This is a genomic window from Paracoccus sp. 08, assembly GCF_024105395.1.
Lineage (GTDB): Bacteria > Pseudomonadota > Alphaproteobacteria > Rhodobacterales > Rhodobacteraceae > Paracoccus > Paracoccus marcusii.
In genome coordinates this window covers 17,470-34,810 of the sequence record NZ_WEKR01000005.1, presented here as the reverse complement: position 1 = coordinate 34,810, position 17,341 = coordinate 17,470, and the positions used below count along the sequence as shown (strand labels likewise).

The window sequence follows — 17,341 nt, the reverse complement described above, 5'->3', positions numbered from 1 at the left end:
GTTTTCGCGAAATCCGCCATGCTTGCATGGGGTGGGGCATCGGCTTAGATGTTGAACGGACAGGGACAGTGAAAAACGGACGATAAACAAATGGCTGGCGACAAGCAGAACCTGCAGGATGCGTTCCTGAACCATGTCCGCAAGGCCAAGGTGCCCGTCACCATCTTTTTGATCAACGGTGTCAAGCTGCAAGGCGTCATCACCTGGTTCGACAACTTCTGCGTCCTGCTGCGCCGCGACGGACAGTCGCAACTGGTCTACAAGCATGCGATCAGCACGATCATGCCGGGCCAGCCCATCACCCTGTACGAAGGCGAGGATTGATTGGCCGAACTGACGGAAACCGCAGCCAAGCCGACACGCGCCTATGTGATCCACCCCGATCTGGGCCGCGCCCGTACCCAACGGCGCGAGCCCGAGCATGCGTTGGCCGAGGCCGTGTCGCTGGCCCTGGCCCTGCCGGGCATCGAGATGGTCGGATCCGAGGTCGCCAACCTGCGCGAGCCCAATGCGGGCAAGCTGTTCGGCAAGGGCAAGCTGGCCGAGATCAAGGAGCGCCTTGGCGCGTTGGAGGTCGAACTGGTGCTGATCGACGGGCCGGTGACCCCTGTCCAGCAGCGCAACCTGGAGAAGGATTGGGGCGTCAAGCTTCTGGACCGGACCGGGCTGATCCTGGAGATCTTCGCCGACCGTGCACGCACCCGCGAGGGCGTCCTGCAGGTCGAGCTGGCGGCGCTGTCCTATCAGCGCACGCGGCTGGTTCGGGCCTGGACCCACCTGGAGCGTCAGCGCGGCGGGTTGGGCTTCGTGGGCGGTCCCGGCGAGACGCAGATCGAGGCCGACCGTCGCGCCATCGACGACCAGATGACGCGCCTGCGCCGGCAGCTGGACCGCGTGGTCAAGACCCGCAGCCTGCACCGCGCATCGCGTGCGAAGGTGCCCTATCCGATCGTCGCGCTGGTGGGATACACCAACGCCGGGAAATCGACGCTGTTCAACCGGCTGACCGGGGCGGACGTGTTCGTCAAGGACATGCTGTTCGCGACGCTGGACCCCACCATGCGGGCGATCCGCCTGCCTGACGCGCAGGGCGCGAATTCGGGGCGCAAGGTGATCCTGTCGGACACGGTGGGCTTCATCAGCGATCTGCCGACCGAGCTGGTCGCGGCCTTTCGCGCCACGCTGGAGGAGGTGCTGGAGGCCGACCTGATCCTGCATGTGCGCGACATCAGCCACCCCGAGACCGAAGAGCAGGCCCATGACGTGGCCGCGATCCTGGACAGCCTGGGCGTGGACGAGGACGTCGCCGCGATCGAGGTCTGGAACAAGATCGACGCCCTGGGCGACGACACCCGGGCGGCCCTGCGTCGCACCGATGCTCGCACCGAGGGCGTGCAGGCGGTCAGCGCCCTGTCGGGCGAGGGGCTGGACGACCTGATCGCCGCCATCGACCGTCAGCTGGGCGAGGTTCTGGACGAGCCGCGCGTGGAGGGGCAGGTGGTGCTGGATTTTGCCGATGGGCGCAGCCGTGCCTGGCTGCACGAGGCCGGCGTGGTCGAGCGCGAGGAGGCAGGCGAGGACGGGCTGCATCTGGATCTGCGCTGGACCGCGCGGCAGAAAGGCGCGTTCGAGGCGTTCACCGGCACGGCCACCGAGGCCGACGAGGATGACGAACCCGAAGAGCCGCGCAGCGGCGGGTGGCACCCGGCGGACTGAGCCCCTTGCGTCCCGCGACGGAAGGGCGGGGGGCCAGCCCCCCGCACCCCCCCCGCCGGGATGGGGCTGCGCCCCTCCCGGACCCTCCCCCAGATCAGGCAGGCATTTCGTGTGACCAGGGCGGGTTTGCGCCGGGGCGCGAGACGGTGACGGCGGCGGCCTGCGCGCCGAGCGTCAGCGCCGCGTGGATCTGGGCGGGGGTGATCGCCGCGATGGCGTCCTTGGTCAGCAGGCCCTGGCGGTCCAGCGAGGCCAGCACACCCGCGTTGAACGTGTCGCCCGCGCCGATCGTGTCGGCCACGGTGGCGCGCACCGCGGGGGCGTGGACTGTCTCTCCGGCCCAGATCGCCTTGGCGCCGGCCTCTCCTCCGGTCTGCAGGACCAGCTTGGGGCCGGTGGTCAGCACCGCGCGGGCGGCGTCTTCGGGCGACAGATCGGGGTGCAGCCATTCCAGGTCGTCGGCCGACAGCTTGACGATGTCGGCCATGGGCATTAGCCGGGCCAGCCGCGCACGATAGGCGCCCGCATCGGTGATGAAGAACGGCCGGATGTTGGGATCGATCATCACCGGCAGGCGGTCCTGATGCTGCGCGATCAACGCCTCGATGGTGCCGCCGCAGGGGTCGGGCACCAGGCTGATGCCGCCGGCGAAGAGCGCGGTCACCGTCTCGGGCAGCGGCCCGATATCCTCGGGCAGCAGCATCCGCCCGGCGGAGCCCTCGTCGTAGAAGGAATAGCGCGCCTCGCCGTTCGTCAGCGTCACCAGCGCCAGCGTGGTCAGCCGGTCGGTGCGGGGGCACAGGTCGGTGTTCACCCCGGCCTCGGCCAGCGGCCGCAGGATCTGGTCGCCGAAGGGGTCGCGGCTGATCGGCCATAGATAGCCCGTGTCCTGGCCAAGCCGCCCAAGCGCGATGGCGGTGTTGTAGACCGCGCCGCCGGCCAGCGGGCGGAAGGTGCCGTCGGACGGCACCATGTCGATCAGCGATTCGCCTGCGCACAGGATCATGGTCGGTCCCCCTTGGTTCGGCCCTATCGGGTCAGATACAGGATGGCTGCTAACGCTACCAGTGCCACGGCGACGGCCCCGGCGATTTTCCATGCCGAATATGGGCGTTCGCCCATGACCTTGCCGGTCTGGCCATTGACCACGAAGCGGTAGCTTGCGCCGTTGTAGCGATAGGCCGCCGCCCAGATCGGCAGCAGCACGTGCTTGAAGGTCTCGTTCACGAAGCGGCTGTCGACGTGATCGACGCGCTGTTCCGCGCCGCCGATGCTGCGGCGGGCGTCCTGGTGGATGACCTGCGCCATCTGCTGGCGCGCGGCCCCGTGCCCGTCCGCCAGGGGGACGGTGTACCCCTCGGCCTCGAACCCCGACAGGAAGCGAGGATCGTATTCCGCCACGGCCGACAGGTCCCAGGGTTTCATCGCCTCGGAGAAGCGCGGCGGCAGCGCGGTCGATGCGGGGATCAGCACGTCATTGAACTGGCGCGCGACCTGACCCGACACCGGGGTCCAGCGGATGCGGCGTTCCTGGCGGCTGACCGTCTGCGTCCGGCCGTTCACGGTCTGGGTGCCTTGGACCATGACGTAATACGCATCGCCCCTCTGGCCGCGATAGCGCGACGTCGTGTCGGCGTCGAAGGTCCAGAAGGGGGAATAGATCCCGCTCAGCCGCCGATCCTTGCGCGCATAGGCCGTCAGGCCGGACGGGGCGAACCACAGGCTGCCCAGCCACGCCTTCATCGCGGCGCGGGCCTGCGCCTCGGTCAGGGTAAAGGGCATCACCCCCTGCGGTTTGATGCGGCGGGTGGGGCCGGTGTCGGTGACGACCGGCGTCGCGCAGAAGGGGCAGGCGCTGGCGTGATGGTCGGCGTCCAGATCGACCTGTGCCCCGCAGTTCGGACAAGACAGGGTGCGGACGGTTTGCACGATGTCCGCGGCACCCTGGGACAGATCCAGCCCCTCGGCCAGGGGGATCTCGCGAAGCGCGGGGCCCGGCGCGCGCGGGCCCTCGGACCATTGCAGGGCGGGGTCGGCGCTGCTGTCATCGGCCTTGCGCCCCGGCGCGCGGGCGGGGCCGGGGCCGATGGTTTGCCGGTGGCCGCACCAGTCGCAGACAAGCTCCTGCTGGCCGGGGCGAAAGGTCAGGCTGGCCCCGCATTGTCCGCAGGGAAAGCGGTGTTCGGCCGGGATCATCCGGTCCTCAGCGCGGCAGGGGCGGCGGCGTCGCACCAAGGATGGCGGCCAAGGCCGGGACCTGACCAGCCTCCAGCCAGCCATCCTGCCCTTCGGTCCAGACCAGCGTGGCAGGGGTCAGGCGCCCCTCGGCCACAAGCCGCGGCAGATCGGATTGCGCAAAGGGCCCCGAGGCCGCGCCGTCGATGGCCACATGCCAGCGTGGTGCCGTGCCGCCGGGCAGGGGCGGCGGGGACGCAGGCGGCGCTGCGGGCTGCGGGGCGGCCGAGGGCATGGCGCCCCAGGGTCCGCGCATCGTGGCGCCCATGGCGGCCCCCATTGCGGCGCCCAGGCCGGCACCGGCGCCCCCCTCGTTCCGCGCGGCCGCCAGCATGGCCTCGGACGCGGCATACTGGCCGAAACGATCCAGATCGCCGATGATCCCCATGCTGGTGCGCTTGTCCAGCATCGCCTCGACCTCGGCGGGCAGGCTGATGTTCTCGATGTAGAATTCCGGCAGGACCAGGCCATAGGCCTCGATCACAGGGGCGATGGCCTTGGCGACCAGCGCACCCAGCTGGTCGGTGTTTGCGGCCATGTCCAGAACGGGAATGTTCGACGCGGCGATGGCGCGAGAAAACTCCTGCACGATCACGTTGCGGATCTGGAAGGTGATCTCGTCGCGGGTGAAGTCGCCATCGGTGCCGACGATCTCGGACATGAACCGGGCGGGGTCGCCCACGCGCATCGCATAGGTGCCGAAGGCCCGCAGGCGGACCGGGCCGAATTCGGGGTCGCGTGCGATGATGGGGTTGCGGGTGCCCCATTTCAGATCGTTGAAGCGGGTCGTGCTGACGAAATAGACCTCGGACTTGAAGGGGCTGCGAAAGCCGTGGTCCCAGTGCTGCAGGCGCGTCAGCACCGGCAGGTTGTTCGTCTCCAGCAGGTACAGGCCGGGGCCGAACACGTCGGCCAGCTGGCCCTCATGAACAAAGACGGCGGCCTGACCCTCGCGGACGGTCAGCTTGGCGCCGTACTTGATCGCCCGCCCGACCGTGTCGAAGCGCCAGACCATCGTGTCGCGGTCGTCGGCCGTCCATTCGATGATCTCGATGAATTCGCCGCCCAGGATGTCGAAGATGGACATAGGTGCCTCCCGCTGACCTCGCCCCTTTCTAGGGGCGGGCCGGGGACGGGATCAAGCGTTCTCGCCCAGCAGCTCGGTCGCGATGCGGCGGACGATGGGCGCGGCCTCCGCCTCGGACATGCCAGGACGCAGGCGGGGATCATAGAGGATCCGCAGCAGCAGTTCGTCATGGCGCGTCAGCAGCGCGAACTCCTCGTCGTCGTTGAAGATCGACGGACGCGCGCCGGGGCTGTCATTGGCCAGCCCCATTCCCTGCGCCAGCTCCTCGTGGATGCAGGACGTGCGCAGCAGCGGCGGCAGTTCGGCCCGGATCACCGCCACGGCGCGGGCATAGTCGGCGGCCGCGCCCTGCGAATAGGCGAAGACCGCGCAGCTGATCGCGGCGGGCAGGTCCGTCATGATGGACACGTCCTGCGCCGGGATGCCCGGCACAAGCTGGGCCAGGCGCGGGCCGATGGCCCGGCGCTCATCCTCGGTCAGGACCAGGATGGTGAAGTTGCCGCCCTCGGCCGTCAGCGATACGGGATGGCGCGTGGCGTCCGACAGGCGGCCCGCGAAATCCGCGACCTCCGACCGCCAGGCGGGGCGGGCGGCCATGTCGGTCGAGGCGCCGAACTCCAGCTGCATCCGCACCGGACCCTGCCAGCGGCGCAGGGGCGCCGCGCGGGACTGCGACACCAGCCCGCCGTCGGTCTGGCTGTATTCGTCGCGCAGCGCGATGTCGATGAAGTTGCGGGTCAGGATCTCGGCGTCGATCGGCGCGTCCAGCGGGGTCCGGTCGCGGCGCAGGCGACCCTGCGCCACCAGCCGCCGTTCCGCCGCGGCATAATAGTCGCGCTGCGACTGGCTGGCTTGGCTGGGCGAGGCGGAGGCCTGGCGCGCGACGGCATTCGCGGCGCGGTTGCGTTCGGCCCGCGCGCGGCGCAACTCGGCCTGGCTCTGCGCGGCCGAGGTGGCCTCGGGACGTGCCTGCGGGCGCGGAGAGCCGGGCGTGTCCGTGAACGGATCGGGGGCGCAGCCGCCCAGCAGCAGCGCCAATCCCAGGGCGGGGGCAGCCAGGCGCCGCATCAGCGCCGCCCGCCGGGGCCGGTGACGGCCGCAGGCTGCCGCGAGGATGCCGCCGCCAGCGCATCGCGCAGTTCGGCCTCCATCCGCACCAGTTCGGTCTCGGCCGAGGCGCGCCGCGACCGACCCTCGTCGGCGATACGCAGGCTGTCCTCGATCGTGGCGATCAGCTGGGCGTTGGCGGTCTGTACCGCCTTGATGTCAAAGACGCCGCGTTCCGTCTCGGCCCGGATCTGGGCGTTCGCCTGACGCAGGTTGTCGGCGTTGCGCGTCAGCAGCTCGTTGGTCAGGTCGTTGGCCTCCTTGACCGCGCGGGCGGCCTCGGCGCTGCGCTGGATGGTGACGGCCTGGGCCAGCTGCGTCTCCCACAGGGGCACCGTGTTCACCAGGGTCGAGTTGATCTTGGTGACCAGCGACTTGTCGTTCTCCTGCACCAGCCGGATCGAGGGCAGCGACTGCATCGTCACCTGGCGCGTCAGCTTCAGGTCGTGGACGCGGCGTTCCAGGTCGTCGCGCAGGGTGCGCAGGTCGCGCAGCTCCTGCGCCTCGATCACCTGGTCGGGCTGCGCCTTTGCGGCCAGTTCGGCCTCCTTGGCGGGGATCGTCTCTCGGTCCAGCTCGGCCAGCTTTTCGGTGCCGGCGGCGATGTACAGGGCCAGCTCGTCATAGAAGGTCAACGTGCGGTCATACAGGATGTCCAGCGACTTGATGTCCTTGAGCAGCTTCTGCTCGTGCCCCTCCAGCTCGGCCGTGATGCGGTCGATCTGGGTCTGGACCTGTTCATAATTCGCCACGAACTTGGCAAAGGGCGCCGACCGGCCCAAAAGCTTTTCCCACCAGCTGCGGCTGCGGCGCATGTCCAGCTCGCTGGTCGAGAATCCGCGGATCGTGGTCACGACCTCGCGCAGGCTGTCGCCGGCCGGGCCGACCTCCTTGGCCTTGACATCGGCCAGCATGGACTGGCTGATCTGCTGCAGATCGGCCTGAGCACGGGTGCCGAAGCGGAGGATGGAATTGCTGTCCTTCAAGTCGATCTCGGCCATGCGGGCGCGGATCTGAGCCTGAACGGCGGGGTCGGCATCGGACAGGGACTGCGCCGCAGGAGCAGGCTCGGGCAGCGGGGCCGAGGCGATCGCCTCGATCTGGGCCTGGGCAGCTTCGGCGCGGCGTTTCGTCTCGTCACTCATCGGCATGTCCCCTTGTCGGCCATCCGCCCGTCGGGCGGTTCCGTTGTCGCAGCATATGACTAATTTCCGCGGCTTCAACGACGGCCAGACCGGAAAGTTTCGTCACATGGCAGGGCGGACACAGCGGGTGGTGCGGATGGGCCACAAGCGCGGCCCATCCGGTGGTGTCAGGCCGCGGCCTTGCGCCCGTAGAAGCTGTCACCCTTGGCGGCCATGTCGCGCAGCATCTGCGGCGCCTTGAAGCGGGCACCATGCGCGGCCTCCAGCCGGTCGCAGATCTCGACCGCCTTCTGCGCGCCCAGGATGTCCAGCCAGCCGAAGGGACCGCCCGACCAGGGCGCAAAGCCCCAGCCCAGGATGGCGCCCACATCGCCTTCGCGGATGTCCTCCAGCACGCCGTCCTCCAGCGCGCGAACGGCCTCCAGGCTTTGGGCGAACATCAGGCGGTGCTGGATCTCGTGCAGGTCGGGCTGATCGGCGCTGCGCGGGTACTGCGCGTCCAGACCCTCCCACAGGCCCTGCCGCTTGCCGTCCTCATAGGCATAGAAGCCCGCGCCGCCCTTGCGGCCCATCCGCCCCTGGTTGGCCATCCAGAACAGCACGTCGTCGACCGCGCCGTCGGGATAGGCGTCGCCCATCGCGGCCTTGGTCGCCTTGGCGATCTTGACGCCCAGGTCAATCGAGGTCTCGTCGACCAGCTGCAGCGGACCGAGCGGCATGCCCATCATCTTGGCGGCGTTCTCCACCAGCGTGGGGTTCACGCCCTCGGCCACCATGCGGATGCCTTCGTTGATATAGGGGATGATGCAGCGGTTGGCATAGAAGAACCGCTCGTCATTCACGACGATGGGGGTCTTGCGGATCTGGCGCACGAAATCCAGCGCCTTGGCGACCGCCACGGGACCGGTTTCGCGGCCCTTGATGATCTCGACCAGCAGCATCTTGTCGACCGGGCTGAAGAAGTGGATGCCGATGAACTGTTTGGGGCGCGCGCTGGCACGCGCCAGATCGCTGATCGGCAGGGTCGAGGTGTTGGTGGCAAAGATCGCGTCCTGCGGGATCACGGCCTCGGCCTTCTTCGTCACCTCGGCCTTGACCGACGGGTCCTCAAAGACCGCCTCGACGATCAGATCGCAGCCCTGCAGGGCGGCGTAGTCCGTGGTGGCGGTGATGCGGTCCAGCACCTGGGCCTTCTTCTCCTCTGTCGCCTTTTTGCGGCTAATGGCCTTGTCCAGAAGGCCCGTGGAATAAGCCTTGCCGCGGTCAGCGCTGTCTTGGGCCGCGTCGATCAGCACGACCTCGATCCCGGCCATGGCGCTGACATAGGCGATGCCCGCGCCCATCATGCCCGCGCCCAGGATGCCCACCTTGCGGACGGTCTGGTCCGGGGCCTCGGGGCGGTTCGCGCCCTTCTCAAGGGCTTCCTTGTTGATGAACAGGCTGCGGATCATTGCGGTGGACGACGGGTTCATCAGCACGTTGGTGAACCAGCGCGCCTCGATCTTCAGCGCCTGGTCGAACGGCACCATCGATCCCTCATAGACCGCCGACAGCAGCGCCTTGGCCGCCGGATAGACGCCCATCGTCTTGCCATGCACCATCGCGGATGCGCCCACGAAGGTCATGAAACCCGCCGGGTGGAACGGCTCTCCGCCCGGCATCTTGTAGCCCTTGGCATCCCACGGCTTGACCAGGTCGGCCTCCTTGGCCTCCAGCACCCAGGCCTTGGCGGCGGCCAGCGGGTCTTCGACGACCTCGTCGATCAGCCCGGCCGATCTCGCCTTTTTGGGGTCCGACAGCTTGCCTTCCAGCAGGAAGGGTGCGGCCATCATGGCGCCCAGCTTGCGCGTCAGGCGGGTGGTGCCGCCGGCGCCGGGAAAGATGCCGACCATGATCTCGGGCAGGCCGATCTTGGCCTTGGCATTGTCGGCTGCAAAGATGCGATGCGTGGCCAGCGGCAGTTCCAGCCCGATGCCAAGCGCGGTGCCGGGCAGGGCGCTGGCGATCGGCTTGCCGCCCTTCTTGGTCTTGGGGTCCATGCCCGCCAGCTCGATCTTGCGCAGCAGGTGGTGCAGCGTCATCACGCCGTCGAACACGCCCTGCGCGCCGTTCGCGTCCTTCATGCCCGCGATGACCTTCAGGTCCATCCCGGCAGCAAAATCCTTCTTGCCGCTGGTGATGACGATGCCTTTGACGGCATCGTCGGCCAGTGCGTCGTCGATCAGCCCGTTCAGGGCGGTCGCGCCGTCCATCGACAGCACGTTCATCGACTTGCCCGGCACGTCCCAGGTGATCACCGCGACGCCGTCGGCGCCTTTTTCCATCGTGAAATCGGTCATGTCCGGGCTCCTCACACGCGTTCGATGATGGTGGCCGCGCCCATGCCGGACGCGATGCACAGGGTCGCCAGACCCATGGTCTTGTCCTGCCGCTCAAGCTCGTCCAGCAGGGTGCCGATGATGATCGCGCCGGTCGCGCCCAAGGGGTGGCCCATGGCGATTGCGCCACCGTTCACGTTGACCTTGGAATGGTCCACGTCGAAGGCCTGCATGAAGCGCAGCACCACGGATGCGAAGGCCTCGTTCACCTCGAACAGGTCGATGTCGCCGATGGACAGGCCGCTGTCCTTCAGGATCTTCTCGGTCACGGGAACCGGGCCGGTCAGCATGATCGTGGGGTCGGTGCCGATCTTGGCGGTGGCGCGGATGCGCGCGCGGGGCTTCAGGCCATGGGCCTGCCCGAATTCCGCGTTGCCGATCAGCACGGCGGCGGCGCCGTCGACGATGCCGCTGCTGTTGCCGGCATGGTGGATGTGATCGACATGGGTCAGGTGCGGGTATTTCAGCATCGCGACCTTGTCAAAGCCGGGCATCATCTCGCCCATCTCCTTGAAGGCCGGGCGCAGCTTGGCCAGATCGTCCGCCGTGGTGCCGGGGCGCATGTATTCGTCGCGATCCAGGATGGTCAGGCCGTTCTGGTCCAGCACCGGGACGATGGATTTGGCAAAGCGGTTGTCGGCCCAGGCCTGCGCCGCGCGGCGCTGGCTTTCCAGCGCCAGCGCATCGGCGTCTGCGCGGCTGAAGCCGTATTCGGTGGCGATGATGTCGGCGCTGATCCCCTGCGGTACAAAGTACGACCGCATGGCCAGTCCCGGATCGACCGCGATGGCCGCCCCGTCGCTGCCCATGGCAACGCGGCCCATCATCTCTACCCCGCCGGCGATATAGGCCTGACCCGCGCCGCCCTTGATCTGGTTGGCAGCCAGGTTCACGGCCTCCATGCCGGATGCGCAAAAGCGGTTGATCGACAGGCCGGGAATGCTCTGGTCCAGGTCCGATGCCAGCACGGCGCTGCGCGCCAGGCAGCCGCCCTGTTCCTTGACCTGGGTCACGTTGCCCCAGATGACATCCTCGACCGCGTGGCCTTCCAGCCCATTGCGGTCCTTGACGGCGTTCAGCAGGCGCGCCGACAGCGCCAGCGAGGTGACCTCGTGCAGGCTGCCATCGGGGCGGCCCTTGCCGCGCGGCGTGCGGGCGGCGTCATAGATGAATGCGTCGGTCATGTGTCCTCCTTGGGCGCCCGGTCGGATGGGTTGCCGGGCATCAGATCATAGGGGTGTTTCCAGCCGGGCAGGGCGACGATGCCGTCCAGCCAGCGGGCGATATGGGGCCAATCCCTGCGGTCGAATCCGAAGGGCTCGGGGTAGTACAGGTATCCGCACAGCGCGAAATCGGCGATGGTCGGGCCGCCGGGTGCGACCCAGTCGCGGTCCGCCAGATGCGCGTCCAGCACCTGATAGGCCCCTTTCAGCCGCCCCTGCAGATATTCCGCGGCCCCTGCCGGCCGCTTGTCCGCGGGCAGGAAGTTTAACAGGAACCGCGCCGGCCCCGCTTGGCCCGAGACCTTGTGGTTGTCGAACATCAGCCAGCGCAGCGTCTCGTTGCGGTCGCTGCCCAGGAACCTGCCGGTGCGTTCCGCGACGTGCAGCTGGATGACGGCCGATTGGGTCAGGGCCACATCGCCCTCACGGAACACCGGGACCTCGCCCATCGGGTTCAGCGCCCGAAATGCGGGGCTGCGCCCCTCTCCGTTGAAGAAATCGACATAGACGGGCTGCCAGTCATAACCCGCCACTTGCATCGTCAGGGCCGGTTTGTAGGCGTTCCCGGATTCGCCAAAGCACCAGAGTTGCGCGGTCATCTTTCCTCCTCGACGCCGGGGGGCTGCGCGCCCCCCGGACCCCCCGCGGGGTATTTGGGCAAAGAAGAAGCGGCGTTAACCACTTCTTCAACTGAGCGGCATTAGTCTGGTCCTGCGGTACAGGCTGGGGAGCCGATGACCGCCAAAGGAGAAGTCGCCCCGGCCTGTGGGCCGATAACGCCTGACCCGACAACAATCGGGAGAGGTCGGGGCGCATCCTGCTTCTTCTTTGCAAAAATACCCAATGCGACCTTTCCGCCCTTGATGTCGGATCAGAAGGCTTCTGCCTCCAGTTCCATCACCGTGGCTGCTCCGGATTGGATGCGGGCCAGATGCGTGGCGGTCATCGGCAGCTGCCGCTTCATGTAGTAGCGGCCGGTTGCCAGCTTGGTCTTGTGGAACGCCGGGTCCGCGGTGCCCGCATCCAGCGCCGCCTGTGCGGCGACCGCCATCCGGGCCCACATGTAACCAAGGGTCACGTGACCAAACAGGTGCATGAAGTCGTAGCTGCCCGACAGCGCATCGTTCGGGTTCTTCATGCCGCGTTCCATGAAGAACATGGACGCCGCCTGCAGGTCCTTGGACGCGGCCTTCAGCGGTTCGATGAAGTCGGCCGCCAGTGCCTGATTGCCGGACTGTTCCTTGCAGAACGATTTGACCATGTCGAAGAAGGCCATCACATGCTTGCCGCCATCCTGGGCCAGCTTGCGGCCGACCAGGTCCAGCGCCTGCACGCCATTCGCACCTTCGTAGATCATGGTGATGCGGGCATCGCGGACGAACTGGCTCATGCCCCATTCCTCGACATAGCCGTGGCCACCGAAGACCTGCTGGGCCAGCACCGTCGCCTCGAAGCCCTTGTCGGTCAGGAAGCCCTTGATGACCGGGGTCATCAGCGACACCAGCCCCTCGGCGTCCTTGTCGCCGGCCAGGTGGCCGCGGTCGATCAGATGCGCGCCCCACAGCGCCAGGGCGCGAGCACCCTCGATGAAGCTCTTCTGGTCCAGCAGGCTGCGGCGGATGTCGGGATGCACGATCAGCGGATCAGCGGCGCCCTGCGGATTCTGCACGCCGGTCACCGCACGGCCCTGCAGGCGATCCTTGGCATAGGCCAGAGCGTTCTGATAGGCGGGCACCGCCGCGGCATAGCCCTGCAGGCCCACGCCCAGACGCGCCTCGTTCATCATGGTGAACATGGCGCGCATGCCCTTGTGCAGATCGCCCAGCAGCCAGCCTTTCGCGCCGTCATAGTTCATCACGCAGGTCGCGTTGCCGTGGATGCCCATCTTGTGCTCCAGCGCGCCCACCGACACGCCGTTGCGGTCGCTCAGAGAGCCGTCCGCGTTCACCAGGAACTTCGGCACGATGAACAGGCTGATGCCCTTGGTGCCCTCGCCGCCGCCGGGTGCCTTGGCCAGGACCAGATGGATGACGTTCTCGGCCATGTCGTGATCGCCGGCCGAGATGAAGATCTTCTGGCCCGTGATCAGGTAGCTGCCGTCGTCCTGCGGTTCCGCCTTGGTGCGCAGTAGGCCCAGATCGGTGCCGCAATGCGGTTCCGTCAGGTTCATCGTGCCGGTCCAGTCGCAGCTGACCATCTTGGGCAGATAGGTCTGCTTCTGGTCGTCGGTGCCGTGGGCATGGATCGCGGAATAGGCGCCGTGGGTCAGGCCCTGGTACATGTTGAAGGCCATGTTGGCCGACACGAACATCTCTCCGGTGGCCACGCCCATGGTGTAGGGCATGCCCTGACCGCCGTATTCCGGGTCGCAGTCCAGCGCGGTCCAGCCGCCCTCCTTGACCTGCTCGAACGCCTCGCGGAAGCCCTTGGGCGTGCGGACGACGCCATTCTCCAGAACGCAGCCCTCCTGGTCGCCGGACAGGTTCAGGGGAGCCAGCACTTCGGCGGACAGCTTGCCGGCGGCTTCCAGCACGGCCTCGGTAAAGTCGGGGGCCAGTTCGTCATGGCCGGGCAGGTCGGATTGCGACAGCTTCAGAACGTCGTGCAGGACGAACTGCAGGTCGCGGATCGGGGGCGTGTACGAAGGCATGTCGGGATCCTTTACGGCTGTTCTGTGGGGGCTGCGGAAAGCCGGCCCTCGGCATCCGAGATCTGCTGGCGAAGGTCGGCGATCGCCTCGCTCAGTTCGGCATATTGCCGTTCCATGTCCGCCAGGCGGTCGCGGCCGACATCGATCGTGGCCGCGATCTGCGCGCGGTTCGTGCCGCCGGGTTCGTACAGCTGCAGCAGCTGGCGGATCTGTTCCAGGCTGAACCCGAAGCGCTTGCCGCGCAGGATCAGGATCAGCCGGGCCCGGTCGCGCCGGTCATACAACCGGTGCTGGCCGCGGCGCTGGGGAAAGATCAGCTCTCGTGCCTCGTAGAACCGCAGCGTGCGCGGGGTCACGTCAAAGGCGTCGCACATCTGGCGGATGGTCATCAGATCTTCGGACATGGGTGCGGCTCCTCCTCAAACCGGCTTTCCGTCCTTCCCTGAACATAGCCCCAAGTTGACGCGAACGTAAGCAGGACGCGGCGTCACAAGGGCGCGTGCCGCCGCGTCAGCCCATCTTGGCCAGTTCGGCCACGGTGGTCTGGCGCAGCTGGTCCAGGTCCGCCCGCGCCGCCGTCAGGTCGGCGATCTGCCCGTCCAGCACGGCCAGCTGGCGGTCGGCCATGTCGATCCAGACCTGGTACTGCTCGCGAGAGCCCTTCTTGTCATAGATCTGCAGCCACTGGCGGATCTCCTCCAGGCTGAAGCCGAAGCGCCGCCCGCGCAGGATCAGGGTCATGCGCGCGACCTCGCGCGGGCCATAGAACCGGGCGCGGCCTTCCTTTCGGGGCTGCAGCAGTTCGATGTATTCGTAATAGCGCAGCGTGCGGGGCGTCACCTCGAACCGTGCGCACATGTCCTTGAAGCTGATGCGGTCTTCGGTCACCCGGCACCTCCCTGGAAGATTTCCCTTGGCGTCAACCTAAGCGCAGCCGCATCCTTTCTCAACCGAATCGCGCGCCGGGGCTTGATCCGGGTCCCGACCGGACGCTACCCCTCGCGCAAAGAAGGACGCCCCATGACCGATCCCGACGATCACGCCCGCATCGCCCAGCAGTTCATCGAGGCGATCCCCCATGCGCGCGCCCTGGGCATGCGGGTCGAGGAGATTGGCGCCGGCCGCGCCACGATCAGCATGCCTTGGGCCGAACACCTGGTCGGCGATCCGCGCACCGGGGTGATCCACGGGGGTGTCGTCTCGGCGCTGATGGACACCTGCTGCGGGGCGGCGGTAATGGCGCATCCGACGAACCCGCGATCGACCGCGACGATCGACCTGCGCATCGACTACATGCGGGCCGCGACGCCGGGGCAGCGGATCACCGCGCGGGCCGAATGCTATCACATGACCCGCAGCGTGGCCTTCCTGCGCGCCGTGGCGCTGGACGAGGACGAGGCCAATCCCGTCGCCGCCGCCACCGGCGCCTTCACGGCGGAGCGGTGATCATGGGCGACCGCAACGAACCCCTGCACCAGATCAAGTCGCGCCGCGATTCGGCCCTGGCGGCGATGGTCACCGGCGTGCCCTACATGACCTGGCTGGGCATCCGCTTCGACCGGCGCGGGGACGAACTGACCGCGATCCTGCCCTATGACGACAAGCTGATCGGCAACCCGATGCTGCCTGCGATCCATGGTGGGGTCACCGCGGCCTTCCTGGAGGTCACGGCGATCATCGAGCTGGGCTGGGCCGCGATGTGGGAGGATCTGGAATCAGGCCGCATCGCCCCCGACGCGGCCGTTCCCGACAGCCTGCCGCGGCTGCCCAAGACCATCGATTTCACCGTCGACTACCTGCGCTCGGGCCTGCCGCGCGACGCCTATGCCCGCGCCCGCGTGGTGCGGTCGGGACGCCGCTATGCGTCCGTCCATGTCGAGGCGTGGCAGGACAACCGCGTCCGCCTGATCGCCCAGGCCACCGGTCACTTCCTGATGCCGCAGCCTTGAGCCTGCTGACCCACCGCCGGGTGCTGCAGATCGCGGTGCCCATCGTGCTGTCCAACCTGACGGTGCCACTGCTGGGGCTGGTCGATACCGGCGTGGTGGGCCAGCTGGGCCAGCCGCAGGCCATCGGCGCGGTGGGGATCGGCGCGATCATCCTGACGTCCATCTATTGGGTGTTCGGGTTCCTGCGCATGGGCACGTCCGGTCTGGTGGCGCAGGCGCATGGCGCGGGCGACGCGCCCGAGGTCGGCGCCCATCTGCTGCGCGCGCTGGCCATCGCCGCCGCCGCGGGGCTGGTCTTCATCGCGCTGCAGGCGCCGATCTTCTGGGCGGCCTTCCGGCTGGCCCCCGCCTCGGATGCGGTCGAGGCGCTGGCGCGCGACTATCTGGCGATCCGCATCTGGGGCGCGCCTGCGACCATCGGATTGTACGCGATCACCGGCTGGCTGATCGCGGTCGAACGCACCCGTGCGGTGCTGGCGCTGCAGCTGTTGCAGAACGGGCTGAACGTCGCGCTGGATGTGTGGTTCGTGCTGGGCCTGGGGCTGGGCGTGGCGGGCGTCGCCTGGGCCACGCTGATCGCCGAACTGTCCGGCGTGGCGCTGGGCCTGTGGCTGGCGCGGCACGTGCTGGGACAGGCGCGGCGCGCGGCGGGGCTGTGGGCGCGCGACCGGCTGACGCGGCTGGCGCGGGTGAACGGCGACATCATGATCCGGTCGGTCCTGCTGCAGGGCTGCATGACCAGCTTCCTGTTCCTGGGGGCGGGGCAGGGCGACGTGCCCCTGGCCGCGAACCAAGTGCTGCTGCAGTTCGTGGCGCTGACCGCCTATGCGCTGGACGGGTTCGCCTTTGCCGCCGAAAGCCTGGTGGGACAGGCCGTGGGCGCGCGCCGGCCGGACCGGGTGCGGCGGGCGTCGCTGCTGACCTCGGCCTGGGGGCTGGGGGGTGCGGTCGTGATGGGGCTGGTCTTCATCGTCGCGGGGGGCGCGATCATCGATCTGCTGACCACCTCGGACGCGGTGCGGCAGGCGGCGCGCATCTATCTGCCCTGGCTGGCGCTGGCGCCCCTGATCGGGGTGGCGGGCTGGATGCTGGACGGCATCTTCATCGGGGCCACGCTGACGCGGGACATGCGCAATGCGATGATCCGGTCGGTGGCGGTCTTCGCGGCCTGCGTGCTGATCCTGCCGCCCTTCTGGGGCAACCACGGCCTGTGGGCGGCGCTGATGGCGCTGAACCTGGCCCGCGCGGTGACGATGCTGCGCCGCTATCCCAATGCCGAGGCCGCCGCCGCCTAGCCCGCCATGCGGCGCAGCAGGCGGTCGCGCAGCACGATCTGGTGGAACAGCGCCATCGCGATATGGCCCAGGATCAGCACGCCCATCACCCAGGCCAACTCTCCATGAAAGTTCGACCCGATGTCGGTGGCGGTCTTGACGACCTGGTCCGGGGCGCGCGGCGCAAAGATCTGGAACCCGAAGGGCGCAAAGCCCCGTTCCCCGCCCCAGGCCCGCAGCAGCGCCGCCGAGGGAACCGCCAGCATCAGCGCATAGAGCGCGACATGCCCCAGCCTTGCCGCATAGCCCAGCAGGCCCGCCCGGCGGGGCGGGCGACGATCACGGTTCAGGGCGGCCCAGACCACGCGCAGGACGATCAGCACGAACAGGATGGTTCCGACCTGGGTGTGGTTGGCGGTCAGTGCGACGGCCAGGGGCGCCTGGTCGCCCAGCAGGCTTTCGGACAGCATGCCGCCGAACTGCCACGCCATCAGGGCGGCGATTCCCCAGTGAAGCGTCCGAGTCACGGCTCCATAGCGGTCCTGATTGTCCCAAAGCATGTTCCGGCATCCTGTCG

Annotated in this window: 17 protein-coding genes; 5 read left to right on the top strand and 12 right to left on the bottom strand. The window is 68.2% G+C overall.

Annotated elements, in window-relative coordinates; all coding sequences use genetic code 11:
• Nucleotides 1-90: 90 nt before the first annotated feature.
• Together hfq and hflX are read left to right on the top strand one after the other, a co-directional pair.
• Nucleotides 91-324, top strand: coding sequence for an RNA chaperone Hfq (gene hfq, locus GBO37_RS02315; protein WP_042250201.1), 234 nt, complete (start codon nucleotides 91-93; stop codon nucleotides 322-324).
• Nucleotides 325-1,716, top strand: coding sequence for a GTPase HflX (hflX, locus tag GBO37_RS02310; protein WP_252926879.1), 1,392 nt, complete (start codon nucleotides 325-327; stop codon nucleotides 1,714-1,716).
• A 94-nt stretch (nucleotides 1,717-1,810) separates the two neighbouring features.
• Here the strand turns inward: hflX and GBO37_RS02305 are convergent, their stop codons facing one another.
• The 11 genes from GBO37_RS02305 to GBO37_RS02255 all read right to left on the bottom strand — a co-directional run bounded on the left by GBO37_RS02305 (nucleotide 1,811) and on the right by GBO37_RS02255 (nucleotide 14,399).
• Nucleotides 1,811-2,722 (bottom strand): carbohydrate kinase, encoded by a 912-nt coding sequence (locus GBO37_RS02305; RefSeq protein ID WP_252926877.1) that lies wholly within the window; start codon nucleotides 2,720-2,722, stop codon nucleotides 1,811-1,813.
• Nucleotides 2,723-2,745: 23 nt separating this feature from the next.
• Nucleotides 2,746-3,912 carry a zinc ribbon domain-containing protein gene (locus tag GBO37_RS02300; RefSeq protein ID WP_252926875.1) on the bottom strand — a complete coding sequence of 389 codons (1,167 nt, stop codon included), beginning with the start codon at nucleotides 3,910-3,912 and terminating at the stop codon, nucleotides 2,746-2,748.
• A gap of 7 nt (nucleotides 3,913-3,919) precedes the next feature.
• A complete protein-coding gene (locus GBO37_RS02295) occupies nucleotides 3,920-5,038 on the bottom strand; it encodes an SPFH domain-containing protein (protein ID WP_252926872.1) in 1,119 nt (372 codons plus the stop codon).
• A 51-nt stretch (nucleotides 5,039-5,089) separates the two neighbouring features.
• Nucleotides 5,090-6,106, bottom strand: coding sequence for a DUF2927 domain-containing protein (locus GBO37_RS02290; RefSeq protein WP_252926868.1), 1,017 nt, complete (start codon nucleotides 6,104-6,106; stop codon nucleotides 5,090-5,092).
• Entirely contained in the window at nucleotides 6,106-7,290 is a 1,185-nt protein-coding gene (locus tag GBO37_RS02285) for a toxic anion resistance protein (RefSeq protein WP_148911923.1), read from the bottom strand. Before GBO37_RS02285 ends, GBO37_RS02290 begins: the two co-directional genes overlap by 1 nt.
• Before the next feature lie 167 nt (nucleotides 7,291-7,457).
• Nucleotides 7,458-9,629 (bottom strand): 3-hydroxyacyl-CoA dehydrogenase NAD-binding domain-containing protein, encoded by a 2,172-nt coding sequence (locus GBO37_RS02280; protein WP_252926864.1) that lies wholly within the window; start codon nucleotides 9,627-9,629, stop codon nucleotides 7,458-7,460.
• Between the two features lie 11 nt (nucleotides 9,630-9,640).
• Nucleotides 9,641-10,852, bottom strand: coding sequence for an acetyl-CoA C-acetyltransferase (locus GBO37_RS02275; RefSeq protein WP_127899040.1), 1,212 nt, complete (start codon nucleotides 10,850-10,852; stop codon nucleotides 9,641-9,643).
• Nucleotides 10,849-11,490, bottom strand: a complete 642-nt coding sequence (locus GBO37_RS02270; protein ID WP_252926861.1) for a glutathione S-transferase family protein — start codon at nucleotides 11,488-11,490, stop codon at nucleotides 10,849-10,851. The genes GBO37_RS02275 and GBO37_RS02270 overlap by 4 nt, the downstream gene beginning before the upstream one ends.
• A gap of 272 nt (nucleotides 11,491-11,762) precedes the next feature.
• On the bottom strand, nucleotides 11,763-13,541 hold the full coding sequence (locus GBO37_RS02265; protein ID WP_252926858.1) for an acyl-CoA dehydrogenase C-terminal domain-containing protein: 1,779 nt from the start codon (nucleotides 13,539-13,541) through the stop codon (nucleotides 11,763-11,765).
• Between the two features lie 11 nt (nucleotides 13,542-13,552).
• Nucleotides 13,553-13,945, bottom strand: a complete 393-nt coding sequence (locus tag GBO37_RS02260; protein WP_045981991.1) for a MerR family DNA-binding transcriptional regulator — start codon at nucleotides 13,943-13,945, stop codon at nucleotides 13,553-13,555.
• Between the two features lie 106 nt (nucleotides 13,946-14,051).
• A complete protein-coding gene (locus GBO37_RS02255; protein ID WP_206692757.1) occupies nucleotides 14,052-14,399 on the bottom strand; it encodes a MerR family DNA-binding transcriptional regulator in 348 nt (115 codons plus the stop codon).
• 162 nt (nucleotides 14,400-14,561) lie between these two features.
• Between GBO37_RS02255 and GBO37_RS02250 the strand changes: the two genes are divergently transcribed.
• From GBO37_RS02250 to GBO37_RS02240, 3 genes are read left to right on the top strand one after another with little or no spacing between them, the layout of a single operon-like run.
• On the top strand, nucleotides 14,562-14,987 hold the full coding sequence (locus GBO37_RS02250; RefSeq protein WP_045981990.1) for a PaaI family thioesterase: 426 nt from the start codon (nucleotides 14,562-14,564) through the stop codon (nucleotides 14,985-14,987).
• Between the two features lie 2 nt (nucleotides 14,988-14,989).
• Nucleotides 14,990-15,490 (top strand): PaaI family thioesterase, encoded by a 501-nt coding sequence (locus GBO37_RS02245; protein ID WP_252926855.1) that lies wholly within the window; start codon nucleotides 14,990-14,992, stop codon nucleotides 15,488-15,490.
• Complete coding sequence (locus GBO37_RS02240) at nucleotides 15,487-16,785, top strand: MATE family efflux transporter (RefSeq protein WP_252926852.1); 1,299 nt, start codon at nucleotides 15,487-15,489, stop codon at nucleotides 16,783-16,785. Before GBO37_RS02245 ends, GBO37_RS02240 begins: the two co-directional genes overlap by 4 nt.
• Here the strand turns inward: GBO37_RS02240 and GBO37_RS02235 are convergent.
• Nucleotides 16,782-17,324: a cytochrome b gene (locus tag GBO37_RS02235; RefSeq protein WP_252926849.1), complete on the bottom strand. Its 543-nt coding sequence runs from the start codon at nucleotides 17,322-17,324 to the stop codon at nucleotides 16,782-16,784. The two genes, GBO37_RS02240 and GBO37_RS02235, sit on opposite strands and share 4 nt — an antisense overlap.
• Nucleotides 17,325-17,341: the final 17 nt, after the last annotated feature.

Excerpts from the sequence above, each read along its gene's own strand:
- hfq (WP_042250201.1), top strand. The coding sequence starts at position 91 with ATGGCTGGCGACAAGCAGAACCTGCAGGATGCGTTCCTGAACCATGTC.
- GBO37_RS02305 (WP_252926877.1), bottom strand. The coding sequence starts at position 2,722 with ATGATCCTGTGCGCAGGCGAATCGCTGATCGACATGGTGCCGTCCGAC.
- GBO37_RS02300 (WP_252926875.1), bottom strand. The coding sequence starts at position 3,912 with ATGATCCCGGCCGAACACCGCTTTCCCTGCGGACAATGCGGGGCCAGC.
- GBO37_RS02295 (WP_252926872.1), bottom strand. The coding sequence starts at position 5,038 with ATGTCCATCTTCGACATCCTGGGCGGCGAATTCATCGAGATCATCGAA.
- GBO37_RS02290 (WP_252926868.1), bottom strand. The coding sequence starts at position 6,106 with ATGCGGCGCCTGGCTGCCCCCGCCCTGGGATTGGCGCTGCTGCTGGGC.
- GBO37_RS02285 (WP_148911923.1), bottom strand. The coding sequence starts at position 7,290 with ATGAGTGACGAGACGAAACGCCGCGCCGAAGCTGCCCAGGCCCAGATC.
- GBO37_RS02280 (WP_252926864.1), bottom strand. The coding sequence starts at position 9,629 with ATGACCGATTTCACGATGGAAAAAGGCGCCGACGGCGTCGCGGTGATC.
- GBO37_RS02275 (WP_127899040.1), bottom strand. The coding sequence starts at position 10,852 with ATGACCGACGCATTCATCTATGACGCCGCCCGCACGCCGCGCGGCAAG.
- GBO37_RS02270 (WP_252926861.1), bottom strand. The coding sequence starts at position 11,490 with ATGACCGCGCAACTCTGGTGCTTTGGCGAATCCGGGAACGCCTACAAA.
- GBO37_RS02265 (WP_252926858.1), bottom strand. The coding sequence starts at position 13,541 with ATGCCTTCGTACACGCCCCCGATCCGCGACCTGCAGTTCGTCCTGCAC.
- GBO37_RS02260 (WP_045981991.1), bottom strand. The coding sequence starts at position 13,945 with ATGTCCGAAGATCTGATGACCATCCGCCAGATGTGCGACGCCTTTGAC.
- GBO37_RS02255 (WP_206692757.1), bottom strand. The coding sequence starts at position 14,399 with ATGTGCGCACGGTTCGAGGTGACGCCCCGCACGCTGCGCTATTACGAA.
- GBO37_RS02250 (WP_045981990.1), top strand. The coding sequence starts at position 14,562 with ATGACCGATCCCGACGATCACGCCCGCATCGCCCAGCAGTTCATCGAG.
- GBO37_RS02245 (WP_252926855.1), top strand. The coding sequence starts at position 14,990 with ATGGGCGACCGCAACGAACCCCTGCACCAGATCAAGTCGCGCCGCGAT.
- GBO37_RS02235 (WP_252926849.1), bottom strand. The coding sequence starts at position 17,324 with ATGCTTTGGGACAATCAGGACCGCTATGGAGCCGTGACTCGGACGCTT.